A 25,565-nucleotide genomic window follows, 5' to 3' on the forward strand; every position below is an offset into this window, starting at 1 on the left:
CCTGACGCCCGCGCGAACCCCACCCCGGCGAACCGGGACCAAGAGGATTCGGATGTGTGCAGACGTGCGAAGTCGCCCCACCGAGGTGGGACGCCACCAAAAGTCTACGCGAGAACCCCACCCCTGGTCGAACCGGCCCCCACCCCGTCCACAGCCCCCAACTCACCCCCGCGTTTCACCGCTCCCACCTGCACATTCCCCGTATGACCCCGTTGCAGCCCCCACCCCTCGCAGACGCCATCTGGCCCCTCACCCCCCAACCCAGAATCGTCCACCCCTACACCCCACCGGCCAAGCCCTGGCTCCCCGGCCACCGAGGCATCGACCTCGAAGGCACCCCAGGCCAAAAAGTCCTAGCCGCAACCCCCGGCACCATCACGTACGCCGGCCCGGTAGCCGGCCGCTCCGTCGTGGTGATCACCCGAGGCCCCCACCGAACCACCTACGAGCCCGTGATCCCGTCCCTCCCCCGAGGCACCCAGGTAACCCAAGGCCAACCCATCGGCACCCTCTCAGCAGCCGCCTCCCACTGCACCCCCACAACCTGCCTCCACTGGGGCCTCCTGGAGGGCAAGACCTACCTCAACCCCCTGCAGCTACTCCCCACCCACCCGGTCCGCCTACTCCCCACAACCCAACCCCAGCCCCGCGCGGCACACCCCGCAGAACTCCCCAAGTCTTCTCCCCCGGCGCCGCGACCTCAGCCACAGCCAACGTGCCCGCCGGCCTGCCAACAACCCCAGCCCAACGCCGCTCGACCACTCCCACCCAACGCCGCGTCACCACTCCCCACCACCTCACCCCCGCGCTCCCGGCCAGACCCCACCACGTCTTTTCCTCCGGCGCAGCGGCCTCAGCCACAGACCACGTGCCCGCCGGCCTGCCAACAACCCCAACCCAACGCAGCGTGGCTACTCCCACCCAACGCAGTGCCACCACTCCCGACCACCCCACGCCCGGGCACCCCGCCAACCCCCACCACCGAAAAACCAACCCGAGAAGCCAACCCCCTGGCCCCCACCCTGCTGGTCACCCTCACAGCCCTACTCACCATCACCGCAGCAGCCCTCATCAGAAACCACTGACGAAAGATGACCTCAGCTCCCCGGAACCCGCGCCTGCCAAGCGTCCTCGTCCTTCGACCGCCGCTCCACCCCCGCCGGAAGCTTGCCCTTGGCAAGATCCGTCAGCGTCGTGTGCTCCAGCACGTCCCGCAGACTCGCCCGAGCAGCGATCCACACCCGCTGCAGCACCACGGCCCGCTCGTTGTAGTCGACACTCTCCGGCCGCACCCCGGAGATACTCACGATCGGCCCGTCCACAGCCCGCATCACATCAGCCACCGAGATCTCGTTCGGATCCACAGCCAGCTTCCACCCACCAGACTGTCCCCGCTGACTCGTCAGCACGCCGGCCCGCCGAAGATCAGCCAGGATCCCCTGCAGGAACCCGTGCGGTATCCCCTGCTGCCGGCTGAGCTCCTCCGCCGACACCACCGAGGGATCGTTCGCGACCCAGCGCTGAGTGATCTCGATCAGCGCCCGCAACGCATAGTCAGATTTAGCCGAAACCCGCATGGCCCGCAGTCTGCCCCATTCCCGTCCCGCCCGCCCATCACCCCGCCGCGACCCCACCCACGGCAAGCGACCTCAAGCCCGCGGATGAGCCTGCTGGTACGCCGCCCGCAACCGCTCACTCGACACATGCGTGTAGACCTGCGTCGTAGCCAACGACGCATGCCCCAGCAACTCCTGCACGCTCCGCAGATCAGCCCCGCCCTCGAGCAGATGCGTCGCCGCCGTGTGCCGCAACCCGTGCGGCGACAGGTCCGGCGCCTCCACTGCCCCGATCCGCGCATGCACCACCCGCCGTACGGTCCGCTGATCGATCCGCCCACCCCGCGCCCCGAGGAACAGCGCGGCCCCACTCCCCTCCCGCACCAACTGCCCCCGCACCCCCAACCACGACTCCAACGCAGCCCCAGCCGGTACGCCGTACGGCACCGATCTCTCCTTACGCCCCTTACCGAAGACGCGAACCACGCGGCGTTCCCTATCGACTTCGTCCAGATCGAGAGCGCAAAGCTCTCCAACCCGGATCCCGGTCGCGTACAGCAGCTCCATGATCGCCAGATCCCGCAGCCCGACAGCGCTCCCGTCATCCGCCGCGACCGCGGCAGCATCGAGCACAGCACGCGTATCCGCCTGCCCCAGCACCCCCGGCAACGTCTTGTGCGCCTTGGGACTGGCCAGCAACGCCCCCGGATCAGTCGCGATCCGCCCGGTCCGCTGAGCCCACGCGGTGAACACCCGCGCGGCCGTGGCCCGCCGGGCCATCGTGCTGCGAGCCTTGCCGAGGCTCTGCTGCTTGGCCAGCCAGGACCGCAGGCCACGAATGTCGAGCGTGCCCAACTCATCGTGACCAAGCCGATTCAAATGATCGATCAAATCGGCGACGTCTCCCATGTACGCTCGGACCGAATGATCGCTGAGGCCTCTTTCCGCCGTCAGATGCCGTTCGTAGTCAGCCAGTAACGCAGCGAGTTCTCGCGGTACGGAGCGCGCTGGGCCGACGTCGTCCGGTGCCATGGTTCGACCATGCGTGAGTGGCCCCGGCATCGCAAGCAGCCGCGCGGTGGCGACACAAGGAGGTCTGGCCCGTAGTCCCCAGGTCGACTACTGTTCGGCCCGATTGCCCTAGTAGCAACGGAGGCACCCCTGACCATGGCCCCCTCAGCGAACGGACAGACCGTAGGCCGGCGCCTGCCGGTCGAGTCGGCGTTCACCCGAGTCGAGGAGGCGCGGCACCGACTACCGCGGCTGTTCGGTCGACGCGACCTTGTCGTGCTCGGCCTCGGTGTGATGATCGGTTCCGGCATCTTCAGCCTGAGCGGCAAGCAGGCCGCGAACGTGGCCGGCCCTGCCGTGATTCTGTCGTTCGTGGTGGCGGCGCTCGTCTGCCTGCTGGCAGCCGCGTGCTACGCCGAGCTCTCGTCGACCATTCCCGTGTCCGGCAGCGCCTACACGTTCAGCTACGTCACCTTCGGTGAGATGTGGGCGTGGCTGGTCGGCTGGGCACTGGTGCTGGAGCTCGTCACCGCCGCCGCGATCGTCGCCCGTGTCTGGTCCGCCTACTTCCTCGCGACCTTGAACGGTTTCGGCGTCACCCTGCCCGACGGGCTGGCCCAGTTCTTCGGCCCCGAGGCCAAGGTGAACCTGGTCGCCCCGCTGCTGATCCTGCTGCTGACCGCGATGATCGTCACCGGCACCAAGCTGTCGGCCCGGGTGCTGACCGTGGTGGTGGCGGCCAAGGTCGCGGTCATCCTGCTGGTCGTGGTGGTCGGCGCGACGCACATCAAGATGGAGAACTTCAAGCCCTTCGTCCCGATGGAGCGCCCGGCACCGGCGACGGCGAATCCAACGCTGCTGGGCTGGATGCTCGATTCGTCGTTCGGCTCGTTCGGCATGATGGGCATCTTCACGGCCGCCAGCGCGATCGTGTTCGCGTTCATCGGGTTCGACCTGATCGCCACCGCGTCCGAGGACGCCCGCAGCCCGCGCAAGACGGTCCCGCAGGGCATGCTGCTCGGCGTCGTCGTCGTCACCGTCCTGTACGTCGCGATGGCGGTCGTCCTGGTCGGACTGCGGCCGTACGGTCAGCTCGGCGGCGGCGCTCCGGTGTCGGAGGCCCTGGAATCGGTCGGGGTCGGCTGGGCCGCGGACGTGGTCAATCTCGGCGCGCTGCTGGCGATGTCGACGGTGATCATGGTGGTTCTGATCGCCCAGAGCCGCGTGCTCTTCAACATGGGCCGTGACGGCCTGCTGCCGAAGAGCCTGGGCCGGGTCAGCCGGGTCTACTCCTCGCCGGCTCGCGCCGCCACGGCGGCTGGCGGCGCCGCCCTGCTGCTCACGCTCTACCCGAAGGTGGTCGAGCTCGAGGAGCTGCTGGTCATCGGAGCCCTGTTCTGCTTCGCGTTCTGTGCTGTCGGAGTGCTCCGCCTGCGCCGTACCGAGCCGAACCTGGAGCGCGGTTTCCGCGTCCCGCTGGTGCCCCTGATCCCGCTGCTGTCACTGGCCGCGACGCTGTGGCTGATGCTCAACCTCAAGACCGGTACGTGGACCAAGTTCGGCATCTGGATGCTGATCGGTCTGGCCATCTACGGCCTGTACGGCCGCTGGCACAGCCGCCTGGCCAACGAGGAGAGCTGGGACTTCGAGATCGGCGACACCGATCCGGGGACCGGCGGCCTGCAGCCGGTCCGCCACGAGAACAACGAGCTCCGCGCGGTCCGCAACCCACCGAAGTCCAACCGCGGCAAGCACATGCGCAACTGATTCCAGCACCACCTGAACGCCGGCCGGCCCCTCGGGCCCGGCCGGCGTTTTCGTTTGTCCACAGCTGCGAAGTCACCGCAGAATCCGCCTCGATTCCCGGCATGTTCTTTGTCGGAGGTGGTCATCGATGCGCACCAAAGACGCAGTCGGGCAGTACGGCGAACAACTCGCCGCGGAACATCTCAGCGACCAGGGCTTCGCGATCCTCGCGCGGAACTGGCGCTGCGACCAGGGTGAGATCGACATCGTCGCCCGGGACGGCCGCGCGCTGGTCGTCTGCGAGGTGAAGACCAGACGCGGCCTCGGGTATGGGAGCCCCCTGGAGTCGATCACCTATCGCAAGCTCAGCACCCTGCGCCGGCTGGTCGGCCGCTGGCTGCAGGAGCACGAGCTGCACCCGCCGGAGATCCGGATCGACGTGATCGCCGTCCTGGTCCCACCGGGCGGCGGCAAACCAACGGTCGAGCACCTGAGAGGAGTCGGCTGATGTCCCTCGCCCAAGCCTGGTCCGTCGCCCTCGTCGGCCTGGAGGGCCATCTCGTCGAGGTCGAGGCCGACATCGCCCAGGGCCTGCCGAAGACCACGCTGATCGGCCTGCCCGACGCCTCGTTGTCCGAGGCAAGGGACCGGGTCCGCGCCGCCGTGGTGAACAGCGGCGAGCGGTTCCCCGACCGCAAGGTCACCATCGGGCTGTCCCCGGCGACCCTGCCCAAGACCGGTTCGCATTACGACGTGACGATCGCGTGTGCCTTGCTCGCGGCCAGCGGCGTGCTCCCGATCGGCGAGCTGCGGCACTGCGCGATCATCGGCGAGCTCGGCCTCGACGGCCGGATCCGCGAGGTCCGCGGCGCCCTCGCGATGACGCTGGCCGCGGCCCGCGCCGGCTTCACCCGCATCATCGTCCCCGAGCTCAACGCCGGCGAGGCCCGCCTGGTCCCCGACATCAGCGTGTACGGCGTGCGCTCGCTGCGCCAGGTGCTCGCGATGATCCGCAGCGAGGAGATCCCCGACGAGGAGCCACCGCGCGCCGAACCACGGCTGATGTCGGAGTCCCTCACGCGGGTCCCCGAGGTCGACCTCGACGACGTCCTCGGCCAGCGCGAGGGCCGCCGCGCGATCGAGGCGGCCGCCGCGGGCGGCCATCACCTCTACCTGTACGGCCCACCGGGCTCCGGCAAGACGATGCTCGCCGAACGCCTCGCCGGCCTGATGCCCGACCTGGGCACCGACGACTCCCTGGAGGTCTCCGCCGTCCACTCCCTGGCCGGCCTGCTCACCAACGACGCCGAGCTGGTCACCCGCCCACCCTTCATCGCGCCTCACCACACGGCATCCCTGGTCAGCCTGGTCGGCGGCGGCTCCGGCATCCCCCGCCCCGGCGCGATCAGCTGCGCTCACCGAGGCATCCTCTTCATCGACGAAGCACCCGAAATGCACCCGCTGACCCTCGACACCCTGCGCCAGCCACTGGAGTCCGGCTTCGTCGAAGTCCACCGAGCCGCCGCCGTCGCCAAGTTCCCCGCCCGCTTCCTCCTGGTCCTGGCCGCAAACCCCTGCCCGTGCGGCCAATCCGGCACCCCCACGGGGATCTGCAGCTGCACACCCCAGATCCTCAACCGCTACCGCCAACGCATCAGCGGGCCGATCAAGGACCGGATGGACATCCAGCGTCAGATCCTCCCCGCAGCCCGCGGCATCGGCACTGCCGCCGACAACCCCGAGTCCACCGCCGACGTGGCAGCCCGAGTCCGCGCTGCCCGAGACCGCCAGTCCCACCGCTACCAAGACACACCGTGGCGCCTCAACAGCGAAATCCCCGGCCCGGTTCTCCGCCGAGAGTTCCCCCTCGATCCCACCAGCCAGTCCATCCTCGAGTCCCACTACGCCGAAGGCCGCCTCACCGCCCGAGGCCTCGACCGCGTAGTCCGCCTCGCCTGGACCCTCACCGACCTGGCCGGCCTCCCTGCTCCCACTCCACCCCTCACCCACGAAGCTTTCCAACTCCGCACCGGCGCCCCACTGACCCCGCTGGAAGACATCCGCCCCCTCAGAGAGCCCATCCTGCAATGACCCACCCCTCAATCCCCACCCCACCGATTGCCCAAGGCAACGCCCCCTCCACAGCCCTCGCCCCTCCGGCCCCTTGCGACGAGGACCGGCTGGCGAGAGCGGCGCTGTCCCGAGTGATCGAACCCGGCGACCCCACCACGCAGAAGACCTTCGCCGACCTCACCCCACTAGAGATCTGGGACCTCCTCCGCTCCAAGGCCCCCGGCGTGGAACGTTGGTCGTCCCGTGTCGCCGTGGTCTCCCCCGAAGCCGACCTCGCCCGAGCGGACGCCGCCGGCGCCCGCTTCGTCATCCCCGGCGACCCCGAGTGGCCCGACCAGCTCGAAGTCCTCACCGACGCCGGCCAACAAGCCCGCCGCGGCGGCACGCCGTACGGCCTCTGGATCAAAGGACCCGCCAACCTCCACCACCTGCTCCAGTCCTCAGTGGCCATCGTCGGCGCCAGAGCCTGCTCCTCGTACGGCGAACACGCAGCCGCCGAGCTCGCCGCCGGCCTGGGCGACCGAGGCACCACCGTCGTCTCCGGCGGTGCCTACGGCATCGACGCCGCCGCCCACCGCGGCGCCCTGGCCAGCACCGGCACGACCATCGCCGTCCTCGCCTGCGGGGTCAACGTCAGCTACCCCCGCAGCAACTCAGCCCTCTTCAACCGCATCGCCGCCGAAGGCCTCCTCGTCAGCGAGCTCCCACCTGGCTGCTCCCCGACCAAACTCCGATTCCTGTCCCGCAACCGCCTGATCGCCGCCATGGCCCAAGGCACCGTCGTCGTCGAAGCCGCCATCCGTAGCGGAGCCCTCAACACCGCCACCTGGTCCGAACAGTGCGGCCGCCCGGTCCTGGCCGTACCCGGCCCCATCACCTCGAAGATGTCAGACGGCACCCACCTCCTGATCCGCGAACGCAACGCCACCCTCGCGACCTCAGTAGCCGACATCCTCGAAGCCATCGCACCCCTGGGCCACCAGCTCACGCAGTACCCGCACGCCCCGACAACCGCCGAAGACGCCCTCTCCCACGACCTCCGCCGAACCCTCGACGCCGTCCCGGTACTCCGCCCAGCCCCCGCCACCCGCATCGCCGCCACCGCCGGCCTCGACCGCACCACGGTCGAGCAATCCCTGGAAACCCTCACCGAGGCCAACCTGATCACCCACGACGAATCCGGCTACCGCCTCTCCCCCAGCCAACGGCGCGCGCCATGAACCGGCCCTGTCGATGCCCGGGCGATTGTTACCTTGAAGGTATGGAACGAGTCGAAACCCGAGAGCTCGAGTACTTCGTGGCAGTCGCCGAGGAGCTCCACTTCGGCCGAGCCTCCGACCGCCTCGGCATCGCCCAGCCACCGCTCTCCCGAGCCATCAGCCGCCTGGAACGCCGCCTAGGAGTTCAACTCTTCGAACGCACCAGCCGCCGAGTGGCCCTCACCGACGCCGGCACCACGTTCCTCACCCAGTCCCGCAAAGCCCTCAGAGCGGTCGACACCGCCGTCCTGAGCGCCCAACGCACCGGCCGCCCCCACCGCCTCGTCATCGCCACCAGACCAGGCGTAGGCCCAGGCCTGCTCGCCAACACCCTCCGCGCCTACCGCCGCCAACCCGGCGCCGCCGAGGTGCAAGTCATCTTCACCCAAGACCCCCTCCAAGAGGTCCACACCGGCACCGCCGACGTAGCCCTCATCTGCGGCCGCAACGACCTCACCGACCTCACCACCACCGAGATCGCGGAGGAGCAGACCGTCGCTCTCCTCCCCACCGACCACCCCCTGGCCGCCCGCCCTTTCATCACCACCCACGACATCACCACAGACCCCACCTACCGCCCGGCCTGCGCCCCCACCGACACGCTCGACCAACTCGTCGAGGAGGTCTCCCTAGGCCACCGCATCGTCACCGTAGGAGCCACCGCCACCACCCGAACCGGCCCCCTGATCACCGCAGTCCCCGTCATCGACGCCCCCACCACCCACCTGGTCCTCGCCTGGCACCCCGAAACCCCACCCACCACCCGCACCTCCTTCACCCGAACCACCCAATCCACCGCCGCACCCCACCCCAACCTCCTCCCCCAACCAGCCGCCACAGCCTGACAACCCCGCGCGCCACCCGCCGCCCGCCGCCCGCCGCCCGCCAACACCTTTCTCGACCGCCACCACCCAACCTCCTCCCCCAACCGGCCGCCTCGACCCCGCCACCCCGCGCCGTACGCCGAGGCAAACGCCGGCCGCCTCGCGGTCAGCCTCACCAACCGCCCGGCGCCCATCAAGCGCCGAGTCACCTACGCAAGCTGGAGCGAACGCCGGAAGCTCCCACCACGCCCACCTCACGACCCACCCCGCATTGCTAGAAGCAACCAGCTACTCAGCCCGCGGAGCGACCTACAGGTTGAGGCCTGTGGTGGTGCCGCCGTCGGTTACCAACTCGGTGCCTGTGACGTAGGTGCTCTGGGGGGAAGCGAGGAAGAGGATTGCGGCGGCTTGTTCTTCGGGTTGGGAGACTCGGGACAGGGGGATGGTGGCTACGTGGTTGGTTTTCCAGGCGTCGCGGGCGGACTTGTCGGTGAGGCCGGCGGCGGTCAGGGCGGCGTCTACTGCGGGGGTGTCGGTGCTGCCGGGGGACATTGCGTTGACTCGGATGTTGCGGGGGCTCAGTTCTCTGGCCCAGCTGCGGGCGAAGGAGCGGACGGCTGCCTTCGAGGCGGAGTAGACGCTGAGGCCCTCCTGGTGGGTGACTGAGGCGATCGAGGTGACCAGGACGATCGAGGCGCCGTCGTTGAGGAGTGGGAGGGCCTTTTGGACGGTGTTGAGGGTGGCTTTGACGTTGGTGTCGAAGATGCGGTCGTAGTGGTCCTCGGTGATGTCTTCGAGGCGGACGAAGTCGCCGACGCCTACGTTGGCGACCAGTACGTCGAGGCGGTGGCCGTCGGCGCGAATCTGGGCGTAGAGGCGATCGAGGTCGGCCGGGTTGGCTACGTCGCCCTGGACGGGGATGGCGCCTGACTTGGTGGCCGCGGTGTCGAGTTCGGACTGGCGGCGGCCGGTGATGTAGACGGTCGCGCCTTCCTCGGTGAAGCGCTGCGCGGTGGCGAGACCGATGCCTGCGGTGCCGCCGGTGATCAGGGCGACCTTGTTCTGAAGTTGTCTCATGCAACAACTCCATCAAGCGGCGGCTGGGCGAACAATGACGGTTTGGGTGGGGCAGCAATACCCGGCGGGTATCGGTGGGTGCGGGATGCTGGGGAGATGGGTGATGAGGTGGCGGCGGGAACTGACCAGACGCTCGTGGGCGGGCGCAACAACGCTGGGGTGGTACGGCGTGGGGAGACCGTACGGCGAGCGGTCGGCGCGGCTTCGCCGGTCGTACATGCGTATCTGCGGCATCTGGAAGCTGCCGGGTTCGAGGGGGCGCCTCGGGTTCTGGGCGTGGAGGATCGAGTGGAGGTCCTCAGCTGGCTGCCGGGTGAGGTGCCGGCGGATCCGGAGTGGACGCCGGGTAAGGGGAACCCGTTGACTGCTGCGATGCGCTCGGAGGAGGCGCTTGCCGAGGTGGGGCGGTTGTTGCGGCGGCTGCATGAGGCGAGTGCGGGGTTTGTGCCGCCGGATGGATTGCGCGCCGGTGAGGTGATGTCGCATGGAGATCTGGGGCCTTGGAACACGGTGTATCGCGATGGGCTGCCGGTCGCGTTCATCGATTGGGACGCGTGCGGAGCCAGTACGCCGTTGCTGGATGTTGCGGCGGCGGCTTGGGCGTTCGTGCCGCTGGCTTCGGAGCAGGAGTTGGTCGAGACCGGCTTCGAGGCGCTGCCGGATCTCGGGCGGCGGCTGCGGGTGCTCGCCGATGCTTACGGGCTGGAGGAGCGGGTGCGGCTCGTGCCGGCCTTGGTTCAGGCGAAGCTCCGGGCCGCGGGGCAGGTGGAGGGGTGGGGATTGGGCGCGCGCGACTCGGCGGTGTCGCTGGAGTTCTACGCGCGGGAGCTTCGGTGGTTGGAGACGAAGACCGAGGAACTCGAGCTGGCGCTGCGCTGAGGACACGCTGATCGTGAACGTGACCGCCACCGCGGCCGCCGAGCAGCTGGACGCGGAGGGACATGCTGCGCCGGAGGTGGCCAGGGCGACCTGCTCGCGGACGATCAGTCGCGACGTGCACGACCTCGCACTGGTACGCGCGTGCGGAGAAGCCAGGGCGCGCGCGGAAGCGCAGGACGGCGTACAGACGCAGTCCTGCAGGTGACCGCGCGCTGAGCCAGGCACCCCGAGGAGGGGCGCCGGGCTCAACTCAGGTCAGCGGCCGAAGTCGGAGTCCTTGGGGACTTCCAGGTCGGACTTGGCGAGTTCTTCGATGTTGACGTCGCGGAAGGTGACGACCTTGGCGTTCTTCACGAAGCGCGCCGATCGGTAGACGTCCCAGACCCAGGCGTCGGCCATCGTCACTTCGAAGTAGACGTCGCCGCCTTCGGTGCGGACCTTGAGGTCCACGGCGTTGCACAGGTAGAAGCGCCGTTCGGTCTCCACGACGTACTTGAAGATCCCGACGACGTCCTTGTACTCCCGATAGAGCTGAAGCTCCATATCGGTCTCGTACTTCTCGAGGTCGTCAGCACTCATCGGCTCTCCACTCCGGTGGGACTGGTCACATTCTGTCCCATATCGGGCCGCAGACTGCGGCGGACATTCTCGAATCGGCGGCGATGTTGTGGACACGGGCCGTATTTGTCCAGTGCCGCCTGGTGCTCAGGCGTGCAGTAGCCCTTGTGGACCGCGAAGTCGTACTCCGGGTAGACGGTGTCCCAGTGCGCCATGATCCGGTCGCGGGTCACCTTCGCGATCACTGACGCGGCAGCGATACAGGCGGCGACCCGGTCGCCCTTCCAGATCGCCAGGCCCGGTACGCCGAGACCGTCGACGCCGAAACCGTCGGTCAGCACGTACGACGGCCGCACGTCGAGGCGGAACAGGGCCCGCCGCAGGGCCTGGACGTTGGCGACGTGCATGCCGAGGCGGTCGCACTCGTCGGCCTCGATGGATACCACCGACCAGGCCAGCGCGCGGGCGCGGATCTGGTCGTAGCAGCGGTCGCGGGCCTTCGCGGTCAGCAGCTTCGAGTCGGCGAGCTCGGGGATCTGGCCGCGCTTGCCGTCGGGCAGGATCACGGCCGCGGCGACCAGAGGGCCGGCGCAGGGGCCGCGGCCGGCCTCGTCGACGCCCGCGATCGGGTCGAGCCCGACGCGGCGCAGGGCGCGCTCGTAGCCGTACAGGCCCGCGTCGCGGCGGATCGTGCTGCCGCGCGGGAGAGCGCTCATCTGACGCTCCCCGCAGGGCATGGGCGAACACCGCCACGGGAGGAGGTGGGGCGACCAGGTGCGGCGTTGGTGACCGGGGTGGCGAGGTCGCCGGACCTGGCGGTGGCCGGTACTTGAAAGACGTCGCTGGACCCGGCGGTGGCCGGTTCGCTGGAGTTGGCGGTGGCCGGTACTCGGAACAGGTTGCTGGACCTGGCGGTGGCCGGTACTCGAACGAAGTCGCCGGACCTGGCCGTGGCCGGTACTCGAACGAAGTCGCCGGACCCGGCGGTGGCCGGTACTTGAAAGAAGCTGCCGGCGGCCGGTACTCCAAAGCAGCTGCCGGTGGGCGGGTGTGCGGTGAGTGGCACGGCTCCGCCTACTTGGGGGGTGGTGTCAGGGAGATCGACGGCTTCGCGGGCGGTGGGCCAGCAGGGGCCGGGATGGATTTGAACGTGTCGGGGACGCCGAGCTTGGTGAAGTTGCTGGCGGGCCAGACCACCAGGATGGCGCGGCCGGTGACCTTGTCGAGGGGGACGAAGGCGGCGTCGCCGGGCGCGCCGCCGTCGGGGCCGGTGTCGCTCAGGTGGACCCGGGAGTCGCCCGACTCGGAGCGGTGGTCGCCCATCACGAAGATCTTGCCGGCCGGGACGACGACCTGGAACTCCATCGCGGAGGGGGCGTCACCGGGGTACAGGTACGACGACTCCTCGAGCGGCTGGCCGTTGACGAGCAGGCGGCCCTTCTCGTCGCAGCACTCCACCTTGTCGCCGGGCATGCCGATCAGGCGCTTGATCAGGTGGCCGTGGCTGGAGTCCGGGAGCAGGCCGACGACCTCGAAGAAGCGGCCGATCGAGCCGCGCTTCTGGCCGCTCTCCTCGGTGCCCAGCCAGCCGCCCGGGTCCTCGAAGACGACGACGTCACCGCGCTCGACGTCGGTCAGCTTCTCGACCACGACCCGGTCGCCGACCAGCAGCGTGTTCTGCATCGACTCGCTCGGGATGATGAACATCTGCCCGACGAACGCCCGCAGGATCGACGAGACGATCAGCGCTCCGACCACGATCAGCACGAACTCGCGGGCCGCGGCCGCCAGCCCCGAGCGGTGGGTGGGTTTGTCCGGCGTCGCCTCGGTCGATGTATCGGTCACTTCTTCAGCCCCGGCTTCTTGAAGGTTTCCGGAGGACGCAGCATCGTCATCCGGTCAGACGGCCAGATTACGCAACAGGCCCGGCCAACCACGTTCTCGATCGGCACGAACCCGCCACCGGGACCCCCCATGTGGGCGCGCGAGTCGGCCGACTCGGCGCGGTTGTCCCCCATCACCCACAGATGACCAGGCGGTACGACGACGTCGAACGGCTGCAGCGACGGCTTCGCGTCCTTCAGCAGGTACTCCTGCTCGTCGAGCGGGATCTTGTTGACCAGGATCCGGCTCGACCGGTCGCAGCAGAACACCCGGTCGCCGGGCAGGCCGATCACCCGCTTGACCAGGTGCCCCTCGCCGCTGCGCGGCAGGATGCCGACGAACTCACCGACGCGGCGCAGCGGACCGGGGGTCTCCTGCTCCTCGTTCAGCCAGTTGCCGGGGTCCTTGAAGACGATGATGTCGCCCCGGTCGACGTCGCGGTGCAGGTAGCTGACCTTCTCGGCCAGGATCCGGTCGTTCGTCGTGAGCGTGTCGTACATCGACTCCGAGGGGACGTAGAACGCCTCGGCGACGAAAAGCCGCAGAACGACCGTGATGACCAGGGCGAGCACCGTCACCGTGGTCATCTCGATCAGCAGGCTCAGCAGCGGGTTGCGCTGCTTGAGCCTGCGATGTCGTCCTTTGCTGCGACGTGCCCTCTTGGCTACCGGGCGAGCGCGAGTCGCAGTGCTCGGCGCCATACCTGACCGTCGTCGCTAGGACTCAGACGTCCCGCTTCTCCTTGATCTTGGCGGCCTTGCCGCGCAGCTCACGCAGGTAGTACAGCTTGGCGCGGCGGACGTCACCGCGGGTGACGACCTCGACCTTCTCGACGATCGGGGTGTGCATCGGGAAGGTGCGCTCGACGCCGACGCCGAAGCTGACCTTGCGGACCGTGAAGGTCTCCTGCAGGCCACCACCCTGGCGGCGGATCACGACGCCCTTGAACACCTGGACGCGGGAGCGGCTGCCCTCGACGACCTTGACGTGCACGTTGACCGTGTCGCCGGCGCGGAAGGAGGGGATGTCGTCACGCTTGCTCGCGTTGTCGAGCTCGTTCAGGACGTTGGTCATCAGGTGTTCACTTTCTCGCGCGTGCCACAGGTCACCCACGAAATAGGTGGTGAGAAGCTGAAGGATGTCACTGTGCGATGGTCACCCCCTGTGGCAGGAGCACCGCACTGGCAACAGCGACCAAGTTTGCCACACGGCCCCGGTCGCGGCGAAATCACCGGCGGCGGCGCCGCTTGGCCAGCAGCACGAACTCGATCTTCGCGGTGTGCGGCTCACGCCGTACCTCTCGGTAACCGGCCTTGCGGTACAGCCCGAGGTTCCGCTCGCTCTCCGTCCCGGTGAACAGCTCGTACGCCGTGACCTCGGCCGGCGCCGTCTGCTCGGCCACCTTGAGCAGCCGCGTCCCGACCCCGCGCCCCTGCCAGTCCGGCGCGACCATCAGCCGCCCGATCCGGCCCACCGAGCCGTCCACGGCCAGGTGCACCGACCCGACGATCCGCGTCCCGGCGACGGCCTTCCAGACCACGCCCTGGCGGATCCGCTCGGCGACGCCCTCGATCGGCTCGAGCAGCGGCGGGATGGTGAAGTCGTCGTACGCCAGCGCCTCGGACAGGTACGCGGCCCGCTGCAGCGTGAGCAGCTCCCCCGCGTCGGACTCAGCAGCAGGCAGTACGTCGACCAGCGCGGCCGCGTCGTCCTTGCCGGCGACCACACCGCCCCAGGCGGCCAGCAGGTCCGGGCGGCGCTCGGCAGTACGCCGTACGGCCTGGTCGTGGCGCCACTGGGCGATCAGGGCGTGGTTCCCGGACAGCAGGACGTCCGGTACGTCGTGGCCGCGCCAGGAGGTCGGCTTGGTGTACACCGGGTACTCCAGCAGGCCGTCACCGGAGTGGGATTCCTCGGCCAGGGACTCCGGGTTGCCAATCACCCCCGGCAGCAGCCGGGCGACCGCCTCGACCATGACCAGGACGGCGACCTCACCGCCGTTCAGCACGTAGTCGCCGATGGAGACCTCGTCGACCCGCATCCGCTCCCCCGCGTACGCTGCGACGCGCGCGTCGATCCCCTCGTACCGGCCGCAGGCGAAGGCGAGCCACGGCTCGGCGGCCAGCTCGTAGGCGAGCTCCTGGCTGAACGGGCGACCAGCAGGCGTCGGCACGATCAGCCGGGGCTGCGTCGGACTGTCGAGAGGCGCCACACTGTCCAGCGCCTCGCCCCACGGCTCCGGCTTCATCACCATCCCGGCGCCACCCCCTGACGGAGTGTCGTCGACGGTGCGGTGCCGGTCGTGGGTCCAGTCGCGCAGGTCGTGCAGCCGGACGTCCAGCAGGCCGCTCTTCGCCGCCTTGCCGACCAGACTCAGGTCCAGCGCGGCCAGGTACTCCGGGAAGATCGAGAAGACGTCCAGCCTCATCAGCCGGCGTCCGGCTCGGTCGGGACCACCTCAGCGCCGTCCGGGTCCAGCAGGCCGGGCCGGTCGGCGACCAGCACGAACCCAGCGCCCAGGTCGATCTCCGGGACCAGCTCCTCGACCAGCGGCACCAGTACGGCGTTGCCGCCCGGGCGGCGGATCTCCAGCAGGTCCTGCGACGGCAGGTGCACCACGTCGATGACCTCGCCGGCCTCGGCGCCGTCGGTGGTCCGGACCTTCAGCCCGACCAGCTCGCGGTCGTAGTACTCCTCCGGGTCCTCCGGCCGCTCCTCCTCGCCGATCTCGGCCTGGACGGCCAGGTTGCGCAGCAGCTCGGCGGCGGTCCGGTCCGGGGCCTCGGCGAACTTCACCAGCAGCTTGCCGCTGTGCCAGCGGCTGGACTGGACGGTCAGGGCCCGGGCGGGCTTGGACTCCGTCATCAGGACCGCGCCGTCGGCGAACCGGCGGTCCGGCTCGTCGGTCCGGACGATCATCCCGACCTCACCCTTGATCCCGTGTGCCCGGCCGATCCGGCCGACGGTCACCAGCACCTGCGTGTCCCTCTCTGCTTTCCACGGCCCCCAGCGGGCCGACGTACCGAAGATAAGACGAAGGGCCGCACCCGTGGGGTGCGGCCCTCCAGAGACTGCTGCGAGATCAGCGGCGCGGGCGCCGGTTGAGCTCGTCGACGAAGTCGATCCGGACCGACTGCTCGGAGCTGAGCGCCCCGACCACGGTCCTGATCGCGGTCGCCGTCCGGCCGTTGCGGCCGATCACCTTGCCGATGTCGTCGGGGTGCACGTGCACCTCGAGGGTGCGTCCGCGGCGCAGGTTGCGCGAGCGGACGTTGACGTCGTCAGGGTTGTCCACGATGCCTCGGACCAGGTGCTCCAGCGCCTCGGTCTCCATCATGGTCAGGCCTTGGCGTCGTCGGCCGGCGCGGCCTCGGCGGCCGGGGTCTCGGCGTCGGCCTCGGCAGCCTTCGGCTCCTCGGTCTTGGCCTCGTCCTTGGCGGCGTCGTCCTTCTTGTCGGCCTTCTTGGCCGCGGACTTCTTCGCCGTGACGGCCTCGGTCTTCAGCGTGCCGTGCGCCTCGGCGAGGGCCTCGTTGAAGATCTCCTGCTTGTCGCGCTTCGGCTCGGCCACCCGCAGCGGCGCCGGGGCCTCCAGGCCCTTGAACTTCTGCCAGTCGCCGCTGGCCTTGAAGATCGCCTCGACGGCCTCGGTCGGCTGCGCGCCGACGCCCAGCCAGTACTGCGCCCGCTCCGACTCGACGTGGATGAACGACGGCTCGGTCTTCGGGTTGTACTTGCCGATCTCCTCGATGGCGCGGCCGTCACGCTTGGCGCGGGCGTCCATCACGACGATGCGGTAGTGCGGCGCACGCTTCTTGCCGATGCGCTTCAGACGGATCTTGACTGCCACGTTTGTGTGGTCTCCCTTGGAAATACAAATGGGTGAGCTGCACGCCGTCGTGGGGACAACGGAGGAAGGCTCGATGGGCCGGCCGGCGCGTGGAGTTAGAGGGCTGCACAGCATCCGGACGGACTCAGCCTGACATTCTGCCAGATCGGCAGCGCACAGCCCAATCGCGGGTCAGCCCCGGAAGGCCGCCAGATCCGGCAGCTGGTCGACGTACCCGTCGAGCAGCTTGCCCGCGGTGTTCACCGAGTCGATCAGCGGGTGCCAGGCGAACGCCCGCAGCGCGGTCGCCCGCGACCCCGAGGCGGCCGCCTCGATCGTCGAGCGCTCGACGGCCTTGACCGCGCTGACCAGCCCGGCCTGGTGGTCGGTGAGCTGGGAGACGGTCAGCGGCCGGGCGCCGTTGGCGTCGACCGTGCACGGGATCTCCACCACGGCGTCGGCGTCCAGGTGCTCCAGCGTGCCGCGGTTGCGCACGTTCAGGATCAGCGAGGCGCGCTCGTTGTGGGCGATCGCGCGCATCAGCGACAGCGCGACCTGCTCGTAGCCGCCGGCCGACATGTCGCGCTCGTCGCGCTCCCCGGCGTCCGCGACCTCACGGCTCTCCACCATGTACGTCGACTCGCGCTCGGCGCGGGTCTTCTGCCACAGCTCCAGCGCGTCGCCGGGGCGGCGGGCGGTCTCCGCGTAGAAGTCGGACTGCTGGTCGAGCAGGAACTTGCCGCGGGTCTTCTCCACCGACTGGACGGCGGCCAGCGTCTCGCGGGCGAAGTAGTAGTAGTGCAGGTACTCGTTCGGGATCGAGCCCAGCGAGCGCAGCCACTCGACGCCGAACAGGCGGCCCTCCTCGAAGGCGCCCAGCGCCTCGGGGTCGGCGAGCAGCTGCGGCAGGCGGTCGACGCCGTCGTACTCGAGCCTGCGGAGCCAGCCGAGGTGGTTGAGGCCCGCGTAGTCGTAGAACGTTTGCGAAGCGTCGAGGCCGAGCGCGAGCGCGGCGCGCCGGCCGAGGCCGGACGGTGAGTCGCAGATGCCGATCACCCGGTCGCCGAGGTACGGGAGCATCGACTCGGTCACCATGCCGGCCGGGTTGGTGAAGTTGATCACCCAGGCCTCGGGGGCCAGTACGGCGATCCGCCGCGCGATGGCGGTTGCTACCGGCAACGTTCGCAGACCGTAGGCGATTCCACCCGCGCCGACGGTCTCCTGGCCCAGGACGCCGAGGTCGAGGGCGACCCGCTCGTCGATGGTGCGGCCTTCGAGGCCGCCCACGCGGATGGCGGAGAAGACGAAGTCGGCACCACGAATGGCTTCGTCGAGATCAGTCGTCGGGGAAACCGACGGAGCATCAGCGAAAGAAGAAGCTTGCTGCTTCAGTACCGCGGTGATCGCGTCCAGGCGGTGGCGGTCGGTGTCGTAGAGCGTGACCGCCGTGATCCGGCCTTCGCCGCGGTCCGACAACAACGCCTGGTAGACCAGCGGGACGCGGAAACCGCCGCCGCCGAGGATGGTGAGTTTCACGCCAGTACCACCTGCACTCCCGCTTCGGTCAGTTGGGCGCGGGTCTTCTCGTCCGCGCCGGGGTCGGTCACCACGATCGCCAGCTCGGCCGGGTCGCAGACCTTCGCGACGCCGTGACCGGGGAACTTGGTGCCGTCGGCCAGCAGCACCACCCGGTCGGCGGCCTGGATCATCGCGCGCTTGACCGGGACCTCGATCATCGTGCTGTCCATCACCCGGCCGTCGGGGCGGACCCCGCTGGTGCCGAGGAACAGCGTGTCGACGTGGATCTGGCGCAGGCTCTCCTCGGTCAGGTACCCGACCAGGGAGCGGTAGCTGCGGCGCAGGAACCCGCCGAGCACGATCAGCTCGATCTGCTCGTCGTTCTGCAGCTCCTCCAGGACGGCGAGGTTGCTGGTGACAACGGTCAGGGACCGGCCGTGCAGCTGCTGAGCGAGCCGCAGCGCGGTGGTCCCGATGTCGAGCAGCACGGACTCGCCGTCGGAGATCAGCTCGGCCGCCGCGCGGGCGATCCGGTTCTTCTCGTCGGCGTGGACGGCGCTCACTTCGGCGAACGGTTCGTCACCGCCGTCGACGGCCAGCGCCCCGCCGTACACGCGGGTCAGCCGGCCCTGCTCGTGCAGCTGCTCGAGGTCGCGGCGGATCGTCGCCTCGCTGACCCCCAGCTGCGCGGCCAGCACTTTGACGCCCCCGGCCCCGTCGGCCCTGAGCGCGCGCACGATCTGGTCCTGACGCTGCTTCGGCAACACGGAGAGACCGTACCACGCAAACTCCGTCACACTCACGCAACAATCTGCACGGGTATTGCGCGGTTTGCTCGAAAGGACCACACTGTCTGCACGAGTTTGAGCGACAGTGCAGGAGTGTGCCGAACGTGAGCGAGCTGGATGTGGTGGTGTCCGGCCTGGTCTTCCACGACCTGGTGCTCGGCCTGCCCAGCGCGCCCCGCCCCGGCACCGAGGTCTGGGCGACCGACTCGGCCGAGAGCCCCGGCGGGATCGCGAACTTCGCGGTCGCGCTGGCCCGCCTCGGACTCCGCACCGGACTGGCCGCGGCCTTCGGCGCCGACGATCTCGGCGACCGCCTCCGCGACCGGCTCACCAACCACGAGAACGTCGACCTGACGCTCTCCCGCAGGCTCGACGGCTGGCAGACCCCCCTCACGGTGGCTCTTGCCTACGACAACGACCGGGCACTGGTCACCCGGGGTACCCCTCCCCCGCTGTCGGCCGACGAGCTGATCACCACGCCGCCGGCCGCCCGCGCGGTCGCCGCTCACATCGGCCCGTGGCCGAACGAGTGGCTGGCCACGTCGAAGGCGGCCGGCAGCGTGGTGTTCGCCGACGTGGGCTGGGATCCGTCGGAGCGCTGGGACCCCAGCGTCCTGGACCAGCTCCAGCACTGCGACGTGTTCCTGCCCAACGCCGGCGAGGCGATGAACTACACCCGCACCGACACCCCCGACCAGGCGCTCACCAAGCTCGCCGAGAAGGTGCCGCTGGTGGTCGTGTCCAACGGGGACCAGGGCGCGCTCGCGCTCGACGCCGGCACCGGCGAGCGGATCGCCGTACCGGCTCTGCACGTTGCGGCGGTGGACACCACCGGGGCGGGTGACGTGTTCGCCGCCGGTTTCATCGCGGCCACGCTGTGGGGACTCCCGCTGGCCGAACGGGTCCGGTTCGGCGCGCTGACCGCCGCCCTCTCCGTCACCCGGTACGGCGGTGCCGACGCGGCCCCGACCTGGGCCGATCTCGCCGCCTGGCACCAGCACCACCCCGAAGACCAATCCCTTGCCGCGCTTGTCGCCAGCCAGCACAGCGCACCCATCGGAAGCGCGACGTCGCGCGACCAGTCAGGAAGGTAGAACCATGGAGCTCTCCCGTCGCACGCTGCTCGCTGGGAGCTTCGCCGCGGTCGTCGCCGCGGCCACCGGCTGCTCGTCGAGCATGGACGCCGGCGCCGGCAAGAAGAACGCCACCGGCAACCTGGCGCTGTGGTGCTGGGGCGGCGGCCTCGGCAAGTCCGTGCTGGACGACACCATCGCGCACTTCCCCGACCAGCACATCAAGTACTCCGAGATCGGCGGCGACTTCAAGCAGAAGCTCGTCACCACGCTCAACGGCGGGACCGCGATCCCCGACATCACCGGTCTCAAGGGCGAGGACGTCGCCTCGCTGCTGCCGCAGGCCGACCGGTTCGTCGACCTGAAGTCGGTCGGCGCGGACTCCGTGCTGAGCCAGTACGTCGAGTGGAAGGTCAAGCAGGCCACCACGCTGGACGGCAAGGTGATCGGGCTGCCGATCGACATCGGCCCGACCGCGCTGTTCTACCGCGAGGACGTCTTCGCCAAGGCCGGCCTGCCCAGCGACCCGGCCGAGGTCGCCGCGCAGCTGAAGACCTGGGAGGACCTGCTGGCCGCCGGGCTGGAGCTGCGCAAGGCCAACCCGAAGGCGCCGATCGTCGCCGACGCGACCGACATGTACGGAACCATCATCAACCAGGGCACCGACCGCTACATCGACAAGGACAACAAGTTCATCGGCGACCAGGACCACATCCGCCGGGCCTGGGACCTGTCGGTGAAGGCGATCACCACCAAGGTCGACGGCCGCACCCCGGGCGGTACGCCGGACTGGAACGCCGGTCTCGACCAGGGCACCGTGCCGACCGTGGTCGGCGCCGCCTGGGTGGCCCTCGACATCAAGGCCGCCAGCAAGACCGGCGTCGGCAAGTGGCGGGTCGCGCCGACCCCGAGCGGCCCGGCGAACTTCGGTGGCTCGTTCCTGGCCATCACCAAGAACTGCCCGGACCCGGCGGCGGCCTTCGAGGTGATCAAGTACCTGCTCAGCCCGGACAACCAGGCCAAGGCGTACGCCGACGCGCAGATCTTCCCGGCCACGCCGGCGGCGTACGAGAAGCCGCAGCTCAAGGTCGCCGACCCGTTCTTCGGCGGTCAGGTGCCGATCGACGTGCTCGGCCCGGCGGCGGCCAATGTCCCGATCGCCTACGAGTCGCCGTTCGACTCCGCGCTCGCCGCCGCGTACACCGCCGCGCTGAAGTCGGTCCAGGCCGGCAGCAAGTCGTCGGAGGCGGCCTGGCAGCAGGCGGTCTCGCAGGCGAAGCAGATCGGCAAGCGTCAGGGCGTGCAGTGACGCTGACCGCGACGGCCCCGCCCCGGTCCGCCGGTACGGCGGGCACGGGGCCGCGGCGCAAGAGCATCTGGTCGTACTGGCGGTACTACCTGGCGCTGTCGCCGTTCTACATCCTGTTCGCGGTGTTCGGGCTGTACCCGCTGGGCTCCACGATCCTGCTGGCGTTCCAGAAGTGGGACGGCCTCGGCCCGCGCACGTTCGTCGGGCTGCAGAACTTCCGGTTCCTGCTCGAGGACAGCACGTTCTGGCTGTCGTTGTGGAACACGCTGGTGCTGTTCGTGATGTCGACCGTGCCGACGCTGGCGATCGCGCTGACGCTGGCGGTGATGCTGAACTCGGCGATCCGGTTCAAGGGCGTCTACCGGATCGCGTACTTCATCCCGAACATCACCTCACTGGTCGCGGCGGCGATCTTCTTCGCCGCGATCTTCAGCACCAACTTCGGCCTGATCAACTCCGGGCTGCGGGCCCTCGGGCTGCCCACCGAGGACTGGCTCGGCCAGCCGTGGGGGATCAAGATCGCGGTCTCGGCGATGATCGTGTGGCAGTGGACCGGCTACAACACGATCATCTACCTGGCCGGGCTGCAGGCGATCCCGACCGAGCAGTACGAGGCGGCCAAGGTGGACGGCGCCGGTCCGCTGCGGACGTTCTTCTCGATCACGCTGCCGCAGCTGCGGCCGGTGGTGCTGTTCACCGTGATCATGTCGACGATCGGCGGATTGCAGACGTTCACCGAGCCGCAGGTCATGGTCGGTGAGACCGGCGGTGCCGACCAGAGCGGTCTGACCACTGTTCTGTACTTCTACAACACCGCCTTCCGGGCCAACGACTACGGCTACGCCGGCGCGATCGCGATCAGCATCTTCCTGCTGGTGCTGCTGTTCACGGCGATCAACTGGCGGCTGCTGCGCGGAAGGAGCTCCGAATGAACCGGGGTCGCGGGATCGCTCTGCACGTCGGGCTGGCGGTGGCCGGGCTGCTCTGCCTGTTCCCGTTCTTCTGGACGCTGGTGATGGCGACCAACACCACCGCCGACATCTACCGCTACCCGCCGAAGTTCACCTTCGGGTCGCAGTTCGACGACAACGTCCGGCACGTGCTGGAGAACGTCGCGTTCTTCTCCTCGATGGCCAACACGGCGATCGTCGCGATCAGTACGACGGTGCTGGTGCTGTTCTTCGACTCGCTGGCCGCGTTCACGTTCGCCAAGTTCCGGTTCCCCGGACGGCAGGCGCTGTTCGTGATCCTGCTGGCGACGATGCTGCTGCCCGCGCAGCTGTCCGTCGTACCGCAGTTCCAGACGATGATCGCGTTCGGCTGGGTCGGGTCGCTGAAGGCCCTGGTGATCCCGGCCGCGGCGAACGCGTTCGGCATCTTCTGGCTGCGGCAGTACTTCCAGAACTCGATCCACAACGAGCTGATCGAGGCGGCGACGCTGGACGGCTGCGGCTTCTTCGGCGTCTACCGGCACGTGGCGCTGCCGTCGGCGCGGCCGGCGCTGGCGTTCCTCGGCATCTTCACCTTCGTCGGCAGCTGGAACGACTACTTCTGGCCGCTGATCGTGCTGACCAACCCCGACCACCTCACCCTCCAGGTGGCGCTGTCGTCGCTGAACCGGTCGCACGGTGTCGACTACAGCATGGTGATGACCGGCGCGCTGCTGGCGATGATCCCGCTGATCATCGTGTTCATCGTCTTCGCCCGGCAGTTCATCAAGGGCGCCACCGAAGGCGCTGTCCGCGGTTAGAACTGAGCGACCGCGGCTGTCCCGAGCCGCGGTCGCTCAGAGCCGGGACATCAGCAGGCCCGCTCCCGGTCCGGTCAGTTCGGCCCGGTCGACCGGCCGGCCGTTCAGCACCCGGAGCACCGTCTCCGCCGAGCCGACCGCCTCCGGCCCCTCGCCGTACGACCAGTCGTAGCCCTCGGCAACCAACGTCAGCCCGGCCAGCCGCTTGCGGGCGCTGCCGCCGACCACGACGGTCAGCGGCCAGCGCAGCCCGACCGACGTGTCGGCCGCGATCCGGAACACCTCCGGCGTGATCGTCACGGGCCGGCCCAGCGGCCGCCGGATGTCGATGCCGTGGACAACGGCCTCGACCACTCCGGCCGGCACCGGTACGCCGCTGGGCAGCGCGCCCGTCCGTGCGTTGTCGCGCAACTGCGCGAGGATCGCCTCCGGTCCGGCTTCGGCCGCCGTACGGCTCTGCTCGGCACTGGCCCGGTTGAGCCGGAAGCCCGAACGGACGAGCGCGACCAGCGTTGCGGCCATCGGCGTCACCGGCGCCCACGCGAGGTGCGCGGCGACCTCCTGCACGGTCCAGGCACCACAGAGCGACGGCGTGGACCACTCGGCCGGCCCCAGGGTCTCCAGCAGTTCGATCAGGCCCAGCCGCTCGGTGCGGATCAGCTCGTGCAACTCCCCCATACCCGGCAGTGTGGCACCGGCCGACGGCCGCCGGTAGAGCTCGGCCGGGCGGTAGGGTGCGGGAACTGGAGCAGGCCTGAGTGCGTCGGAGGGTGCGACATGGTGGGGAAACGGGGACGCGTGATCGGGCGGGTCGGTCCGGGGATCGTCGGCGAGGTGATGTTGCCGGTCCGCGGTGCCACCGAGGCCTTCTACGCTTACCCCGCGACCGACGAGGTCATCGAGGTCGGGACACCGGTGGTGGTGGTCGACTTCGATCCGCCCCGGACGGTCTACGTCGCTCGCGCCATCTGATTCGTATCCCGTTCCCTTGGAGGGGAAATGCTCTGGACGTACCTGATCATCGGCGCGATCGCGCTGGTGGTGCTGCTGATCCTGTTCCGGATGGTCTGGCGGGTGGCGGAGCCGAACGAGGCGCTGATCATCTCCGGCCTCGGCGCGCACTCCAGCGTCGAGCAGGTCAACGAGACGCTGGGCTTCAAGATCGTCGTCGGCCGCGGCACCGCGGTGCTCCCAGGCTTTCAGACTGTCCGCCGGTTGCCGCTGGACATCCGGGCCACGCCGCTGACCGTCACCTGCGTGTCCAGCCAGGGCATCCCGCTGCACATCAAGGGCGTCACGGCGTACAAGGTCGGTGACGACTACGGTTCGATCGCGAACGCCGCCCGGCGATTCCTGGAGCAGAGCGACGAGCAGGTGATGGGCACCATCCACGAGCTGTTCGCGGGTCACCTGCGGGCGATCGTCGGTTCGACCACGGTCGAGGAGATGCTGCACGACCGGGAGACGCTGACCACGAACATCCGCGGCTCGCTGGCCGGGGACATGGAGAAGCTCGGCCTGGTGGTCGACTCGCTGCAGATCCAGGAGATCGACGACGAGTCGGGCTACATCAAGAACCTGGGCCGCCCGCAGGCCGCCGCGGTCGAGGCCGCGGCCCGGATCGCGCAGGCCGAGCGGGACCGTGAGGCGACCGAGCGCGAGCAGGTCGCGGCCGCGGCCAAGGCGGCCGCCGTACGGCAGAGCTCGATCGCGCAGGCCGGGTACCAGGCCGAGGTCGACCAGGCGAACAGCAAGGCGTCGCAGTCCGGCCCGCTGGCCGAGGCGCTGGCCCGCCAGGAGGTCGTGGTCGCCGAGACCGAGACCGCGAAGCTGAACGCGTCGCTGGCCGAGAAGCAGCTGGAGTCGAGCGTGCTGAAGCCGGCCGACGCCGAGGCGTACAAGCAGCGCACGCTGGCCGCGGCCGCCCGGGACGCGCAGATCGCGGCCGCCGAGGCGAACGCCCGCGAGGTCCAGCTGCGCGGTGAGGCGCAGGCGAAGGCCACCGAGCTGACCGGTAAGGCCGAGGCGGCCGCCGTCCAGGCGAAGGCGATGGCCGAGGCGGCCGGTATCAAGGCGCGCGCCGAGGCGCTGGCCACCAACACCGACGCCGTCGTCGCCCAGCAGTTGGCCGAGGCCTACCCGGAGATCGTCCGGGCCGCCTCCTCGTCGTTCGACAAGGTCGGCAACATGGTGGTGCTGAACGGTGCCCAGGGCATCGAGGACACCCTGGTCAAGACGATCACGATGGGTGGTTCGGGCTTCGCCCTGGCCAAGCAGCTGATCGACTCGCTCAGCACCAAGGAGCAGCCGACGCTGGAGCCGGTGAAGGACGAAACGGCCTAGCCTTTCGACCGTAGGTTAATCAGTAACGGGATCTGTCGAGTTTCTGTTCCTCACTGGCCAGTGGTGCGCTAGCTTGAGCCCATCACTCC

General features: G+C 69.4%; 29 protein-coding genes. 14 read left to right on the forward strand and 15 right to left on the reverse strand.

What is annotated here, in order from left to right; genetic code table 11:
* Positions 1 to 203: 203 nt before the first annotated feature.
* A complete protein-coding gene (locus AB0M01_RS37460) occupies positions 204 to 1,085 on the forward strand; it encodes a peptidoglycan DD-metalloendopeptidase family protein (protein WP_363677374.1) in 882 nt (293 codons plus the stop codon).
* Between the two features lie 12 nt (positions 1,086 to 1,097).
* On the opposite strand, the gene AB0M01_RS37465 is transcribed toward AB0M01_RS37460, so the two are convergent.
* Both AB0M01_RS37465 and AB0M01_RS37470 read right to left on the reverse strand, forming a co-directional pair.
* Positions 1,098 to 1,577, reverse strand: a complete 480-nt coding sequence (locus tag AB0M01_RS37465) for an Rrf2 family transcriptional regulator (RefSeq protein WP_363677375.1) — start codon at positions 1,575 to 1,577, stop codon at positions 1,098 to 1,100.
* A 72-nt stretch (positions 1,578 to 1,649) separates the two neighbouring features.
* Positions 1,650 to 2,588, reverse strand: a complete 939-nt coding sequence (locus AB0M01_RS37470; protein ID WP_363677377.1) for a tyrosine recombinase XerC — start codon at positions 2,586 to 2,588, stop codon at positions 1,650 to 1,652.
* 135 nt (positions 2,589 to 2,723) lie between these two features.
* Between AB0M01_RS37470 and AB0M01_RS37475 the strand changes: the two genes are divergently transcribed.
* The 5 genes from AB0M01_RS37475 to AB0M01_RS37495 all read left to right on the forward strand — a co-directional run bounded on the left by AB0M01_RS37475 (position 2,724) and on the right by AB0M01_RS37495 (position 8,490).
* The gene (locus tag AB0M01_RS37475) at positions 2,724 to 4,334 is read left to right on the forward strand and encodes an amino acid permease (protein WP_363677378.1); all 1,611 of its coding nucleotides are present in this window, start codon (positions 2,724 to 2,726) and stop codon (positions 4,332 to 4,334) included.
* Positions 4,335 to 4,461: 127 nt separating this feature from the next.
* A complete protein-coding gene (locus AB0M01_RS37480) occupies positions 4,462 to 4,821 on the forward strand; it encodes a YraN family protein (RefSeq protein ID WP_363677379.1) in 360 nt (119 codons plus the stop codon).
* A complete protein-coding gene (locus AB0M01_RS37485) occupies positions 4,821 to 6,404 on the forward strand; it encodes a YifB family Mg chelatase-like AAA ATPase (protein ID WP_363677380.1) in 1,584 nt (527 codons plus the stop codon). The genes AB0M01_RS37480 and AB0M01_RS37485 overlap by 1 nt, the downstream gene beginning before the upstream one ends.
* A 113-nt stretch (positions 6,405 to 6,517) precedes the next feature.
* A complete protein-coding gene (gene dprA, locus AB0M01_RS37490; RefSeq protein ID WP_363677382.1) occupies positions 6,518 to 7,606 on the forward strand; it encodes a DNA-processing protein DprA in 1,089 nt (362 codons plus the stop codon).
* Between the two features lie 41 nt (positions 7,607 to 7,647).
* Positions 7,648 to 8,490 carry a LysR family transcriptional regulator gene (locus AB0M01_RS37495; RefSeq protein ID WP_363677383.1) on the forward strand — a complete coding sequence of 281 codons (843 nt, stop codon included), beginning with the start codon at positions 7,648 to 7,650 and terminating at the stop codon, positions 8,488 to 8,490.
* Between the two features lie 288 nt (positions 8,491 to 8,778).
* On the opposite strand, the gene AB0M01_RS37500 is transcribed toward AB0M01_RS37495, so the two are convergent.
* On the reverse strand, positions 8,779 to 9,546 hold the full coding sequence (locus AB0M01_RS37500) for an SDR family oxidoreductase (RefSeq protein ID WP_363677385.1): 768 nt from the start codon (positions 9,544 to 9,546) through the stop codon (positions 8,779 to 8,781).
* Between the two features lie 96 nt (positions 9,547 to 9,642).
* On the opposite strand from AB0M01_RS37500, the gene AB0M01_RS37505 reads away from it, so the two are divergent.
* Positions 9,643 to 10,425: a phosphotransferase gene (locus AB0M01_RS37505; RefSeq protein ID WP_363677386.1), complete on the forward strand. Its 783-nt coding sequence runs from the start codon at positions 9,643 to 9,645 to the stop codon at positions 10,423 to 10,425.
* Between the two features lie 13 nt (positions 10,426 to 10,438).
* Positions 10,439 to 10,630, forward strand: coding sequence for a hypothetical protein (locus AB0M01_RS37510; RefSeq protein ID WP_363677388.1), 192 nt, complete (start codon positions 10,439 to 10,441; stop codon positions 10,628 to 10,630).
* Positions 10,631 to 10,680: 50 nt separating this feature from the next.
* On the opposite strand, the gene AB0M01_RS37515 is transcribed toward AB0M01_RS37510, so the two are convergent.
* The 11 genes from AB0M01_RS37515 to AB0M01_RS37565 all read right to left on the reverse strand — a co-directional run bounded on the left by AB0M01_RS37515 (position 10,681) and on the right by AB0M01_RS37565 (position 18,980).
* Positions 10,681 to 11,004 carry a DUF2469 domain-containing protein gene (locus AB0M01_RS37515; protein ID WP_012922325.1) on the reverse strand — a complete coding sequence of 108 codons (324 nt, stop codon included), beginning with the start codon at positions 11,002 to 11,004 and terminating at the stop codon, positions 10,681 to 10,683.
* Positions 11,001 to 11,699 carry a ribonuclease HII gene (locus AB0M01_RS37520; RefSeq protein ID WP_363677390.1) on the reverse strand — a complete coding sequence of 233 codons (699 nt, stop codon included), beginning with the start codon at positions 11,697 to 11,699 and terminating at the stop codon, positions 11,001 to 11,003. The genes AB0M01_RS37515 and AB0M01_RS37520 overlap by 4 nt, the downstream gene beginning before the upstream one ends.
* 358 nt (positions 11,700 to 12,057) lie before the next feature.
* The gene (gene lepB / locus AB0M01_RS37525) at positions 12,058 to 12,828 is read right to left on the reverse strand and encodes a signal peptidase I (RefSeq protein ID WP_363677391.1); all 771 of its coding nucleotides are present in this window, start codon (positions 12,826 to 12,828) and stop codon (positions 12,058 to 12,060) included.
* Positions 12,825 to 13,454, reverse strand: coding sequence for a signal peptidase I (gene lepB / locus AB0M01_RS37530; RefSeq protein WP_363677392.1), 630 nt, complete (start codon positions 13,452 to 13,454; stop codon positions 12,825 to 12,827). The genes lepB (AB0M01_RS37525) and lepB (AB0M01_RS37530) overlap by 4 nt, the downstream gene beginning before the upstream one ends.
* Before the next feature lie 136 nt (positions 13,455 to 13,590).
* Positions 13,591 to 13,941 carry a 50S ribosomal protein L19 gene (rplS, locus tag AB0M01_RS37535; RefSeq protein ID WP_363677394.1) on the reverse strand — a complete coding sequence of 117 codons (351 nt, stop codon included), beginning with the start codon at positions 13,939 to 13,941 and terminating at the stop codon, positions 13,591 to 13,593.
* Positions 13,942 to 14,095: 154 nt separating this feature from the next.
* A complete protein-coding gene (trmD, locus tag AB0M01_RS37540; protein WP_363677396.1) occupies positions 14,096 to 15,295 on the reverse strand; it encodes a tRNA (guanosine(37)-N1)-methyltransferase TrmD in 1,200 nt (399 codons plus the stop codon).
* Positions 15,295 to 15,843 carry a ribosome maturation factor RimM gene (gene rimM / locus AB0M01_RS37545; RefSeq protein WP_363677398.1) on the reverse strand — a complete coding sequence of 183 codons (549 nt, stop codon included), beginning with the start codon at positions 15,841 to 15,843 and terminating at the stop codon, positions 15,295 to 15,297. Before rimM ends, trmD begins: the two co-directional genes overlap by 1 nt.
* A gap of 106 nt (positions 15,844 to 15,949) precedes the next feature.
* Entirely contained in the window at positions 15,950 to 16,201 is a 252-nt protein-coding gene (locus AB0M01_RS37550; RefSeq protein ID WP_363677423.1) for an RNA-binding protein, read from the reverse strand.
* A 5-nt stretch (positions 16,202 to 16,206) separates the two neighbouring features.
* The gene (gene rpsP, locus AB0M01_RS37555; RefSeq protein WP_363677400.1) at positions 16,207 to 16,716 is read right to left on the reverse strand and encodes a 30S ribosomal protein S16; all 510 of its coding nucleotides are present in this window, start codon (positions 16,714 to 16,716) and stop codon (positions 16,207 to 16,209) included.
* Between the two features lie 171 nt (positions 16,717 to 16,887).
* Positions 16,888 to 18,231 carry a 6-phospho-beta-glucosidase gene (locus AB0M01_RS37560; protein ID WP_363677401.1) on the reverse strand — a complete coding sequence of 448 codons (1,344 nt, stop codon included), beginning with the start codon at positions 18,229 to 18,231 and terminating at the stop codon, positions 16,888 to 16,890.
* Complete coding sequence (locus AB0M01_RS37565) at positions 18,228 to 18,980, reverse strand: DeoR/GlpR family DNA-binding transcription regulator (RefSeq protein ID WP_363677402.1); 753 nt, start codon at positions 18,978 to 18,980, stop codon at positions 18,228 to 18,230. The genes AB0M01_RS37560 and AB0M01_RS37565 overlap by 4 nt, the downstream gene beginning before the upstream one ends.
* 125 nt (positions 18,981 to 19,105) lie before the next feature.
* On the opposite strand from AB0M01_RS37565, the gene AB0M01_RS37570 reads away from it, so the two are divergent.
* From AB0M01_RS37570 to AB0M01_RS37585, 4 genes are read left to right on the forward strand one after another with little or no spacing between them, the layout of a single operon-like run.
* Positions 19,106 to 20,095, forward strand: coding sequence for a carbohydrate kinase family protein (locus tag AB0M01_RS37570; protein WP_363677403.1), 990 nt, complete (start codon positions 19,106 to 19,108; stop codon positions 20,093 to 20,095).
* Between the two features lie 4 nt (positions 20,096 to 20,099).
* Positions 20,100 to 21,383: an extracellular solute-binding protein gene (locus AB0M01_RS37575; protein WP_363677404.1), complete on the forward strand. Its 1,284-nt coding sequence runs from the start codon at positions 20,100 to 20,102 to the stop codon at positions 21,381 to 21,383.
* Entirely contained in the window at positions 21,380 to 22,315 is a 936-nt protein-coding gene (locus tag AB0M01_RS37580; protein ID WP_363677406.1) for a sugar ABC transporter permease, read from the forward strand. Before AB0M01_RS37575 ends, AB0M01_RS37580 begins: the two co-directional genes overlap by 4 nt.
* Positions 22,312 to 23,133 (forward strand): carbohydrate ABC transporter permease, encoded by an 822-nt coding sequence (locus AB0M01_RS37585; RefSeq protein ID WP_363677407.1) that lies wholly within the window; start codon positions 22,312 to 22,314, stop codon positions 23,131 to 23,133. Before AB0M01_RS37580 ends, AB0M01_RS37585 begins: the two co-directional genes overlap by 4 nt.
* A gap of 36 nt (positions 23,134 to 23,169) precedes the next feature.
* On the opposite strand, the gene AB0M01_RS37590 is transcribed toward AB0M01_RS37585, so the two are convergent.
* A complete protein-coding gene (locus tag AB0M01_RS37590) occupies positions 23,170 to 23,811 on the reverse strand; it encodes a maleylpyruvate isomerase family mycothiol-dependent enzyme (RefSeq protein ID WP_363677409.1) in 642 nt (213 codons plus the stop codon).
* 99 nt (positions 23,812 to 23,910) lie between these two features.
* Between AB0M01_RS37590 and AB0M01_RS37595 the strand changes: the two genes are divergently transcribed.
* Both AB0M01_RS37595 and AB0M01_RS37600 read left to right on the forward strand, forming a co-directional pair.
* Positions 23,911 to 24,105, forward strand: a complete 195-nt coding sequence (locus AB0M01_RS37595) for a hypothetical protein (RefSeq protein ID WP_363677410.1) — start codon at positions 23,911 to 23,913, stop codon at positions 24,103 to 24,105.
* 27 nt (positions 24,106 to 24,132) lie between these two features.
* Positions 24,133 to 25,476 (forward strand): SPFH domain-containing protein, encoded by a 1,344-nt coding sequence (locus tag AB0M01_RS37600; protein WP_363677411.1) that lies wholly within the window; start codon positions 24,133 to 24,135, stop codon positions 25,474 to 25,476.
* The last annotated feature ends 89 nt before the right edge of the window (positions 25,477 to 25,565 follow it).

This window comes from Kribbella sp. NPDC051770, from assembly GCF_040681455.1.
Lineage (GTDB): Bacteria > Actinomycetota > Actinomycetes > Propionibacteriales > Kribbellaceae > Kribbella.

Bases quoted from the DNA above. Each gene is read 5' to 3' on its own strand.
- lepB (WP_363677392.1), bottom strand. From the start codon at position 13,454: ATGACCACGGTGACGGTGCTCGCCCTGGTCATCACGGTCGTTCTGCGG.
- AB0M01_RS37600 (WP_363677411.1), top strand. From the start codon at position 24,133: ATGCTCTGGACGTACCTGATCATCGGCGCGATCGCGCTGGTGGTGCTG.
- AB0M01_RS37520 (WP_363677390.1), bottom strand. From the start codon at position 11,699: ATGAGCGCTCTCCCGCGCGGCAGCACGATCCGCCGCGACGCGGGCCTG.
- AB0M01_RS37485 (WP_363677380.1), top strand. From the start codon at position 4,821: ATGTCCCTCGCCCAAGCCTGGTCCGTCGCCCTCGTCGGCCTGGAGGGC.
- AB0M01_RS37460 (WP_363677374.1), top strand. From the start codon at position 204: ATGACCCCGTTGCAGCCCCCACCCCTCGCAGACGCCATCTGGCCCCTC.
- AB0M01_RS37475 (WP_363677378.1), top strand. From the start codon at position 2,724: ATGGCCCCCTCAGCGAACGGACAGACCGTAGGCCGGCGCCTGCCGGTC.
- AB0M01_RS37515 (WP_012922325.1), bottom strand. From the start codon at position 11,004: ATGAGTGCTGACGACCTCGAGAAGTACGAGACCGATATGGAGCTTCAG.
- AB0M01_RS37575 (WP_363677404.1), top strand. From the start codon at position 20,100: ATGGAGCTCTCCCGTCGCACGCTGCTCGCTGGGAGCTTCGCCGCGGTC.
- AB0M01_RS37465 (WP_363677375.1), bottom strand. From the start codon at position 1,577: ATGCGGGTTTCGGCTAAATCTGACTATGCGTTGCGGGCGCTGATCGAG.
- AB0M01_RS37585 (WP_363677407.1), top strand. From the start codon at position 22,312: ATGAACCGGGGTCGCGGGATCGCTCTGCACGTCGGGCTGGCGGTGGCC.
- AB0M01_RS37550 (WP_363677423.1), bottom strand. From the start codon at position 16,201: ATGGAGACCGAGGCGCTGGAGCACCTGGTCCGAGGCATCGTGGACAAC.
- AB0M01_RS37505 (WP_363677386.1), top strand. From the start codon at position 9,643: ATGGGTGATGAGGTGGCGGCGGGAACTGACCAGACGCTCGTGGGCGGG.
- AB0M01_RS37500 (WP_363677385.1), bottom strand. From the start codon at position 9,546: ATGAGACAACTTCAGAACAAGGTCGCCCTGATCACCGGCGGCACCGCA.
- AB0M01_RS37470 (WP_363677377.1), bottom strand. From the start codon at position 2,588: ATGGCACCGGACGACGTCGGCCCAGCGCGCTCCGTACCGCGAGAACTC.
- AB0M01_RS37590 (WP_363677409.1), bottom strand. From the start codon at position 23,811: ATGGGGGAGTTGCACGAGCTGATCCGCACCGAGCGGCTGGGCCTGATC.
- AB0M01_RS37595 (WP_363677410.1), top strand. From the start codon at position 23,911: ATGGTGGGGAAACGGGGACGCGTGATCGGGCGGGTCGGTCCGGGGATC.
- AB0M01_RS37480 (WP_363677379.1), top strand. From the start codon at position 4,462: ATGCGCACCAAAGACGCAGTCGGGCAGTACGGCGAACAACTCGCCGCG.
- AB0M01_RS37495 (WP_363677383.1), top strand. From the start codon at position 7,648: ATGGAACGAGTCGAAACCCGAGAGCTCGAGTACTTCGTGGCAGTCGCC.
- trmD (WP_363677396.1), bottom strand. From the start codon at position 15,295: ATGAGGCTGGACGTCTTCTCGATCTTCCCGGAGTACCTGGCCGCGCTG.
- rplS (WP_363677394.1), bottom strand. From the start codon at position 13,941: ATGACCAACGTCCTGAACGAGCTCGACAACGCGAGCAAGCGTGACGAC.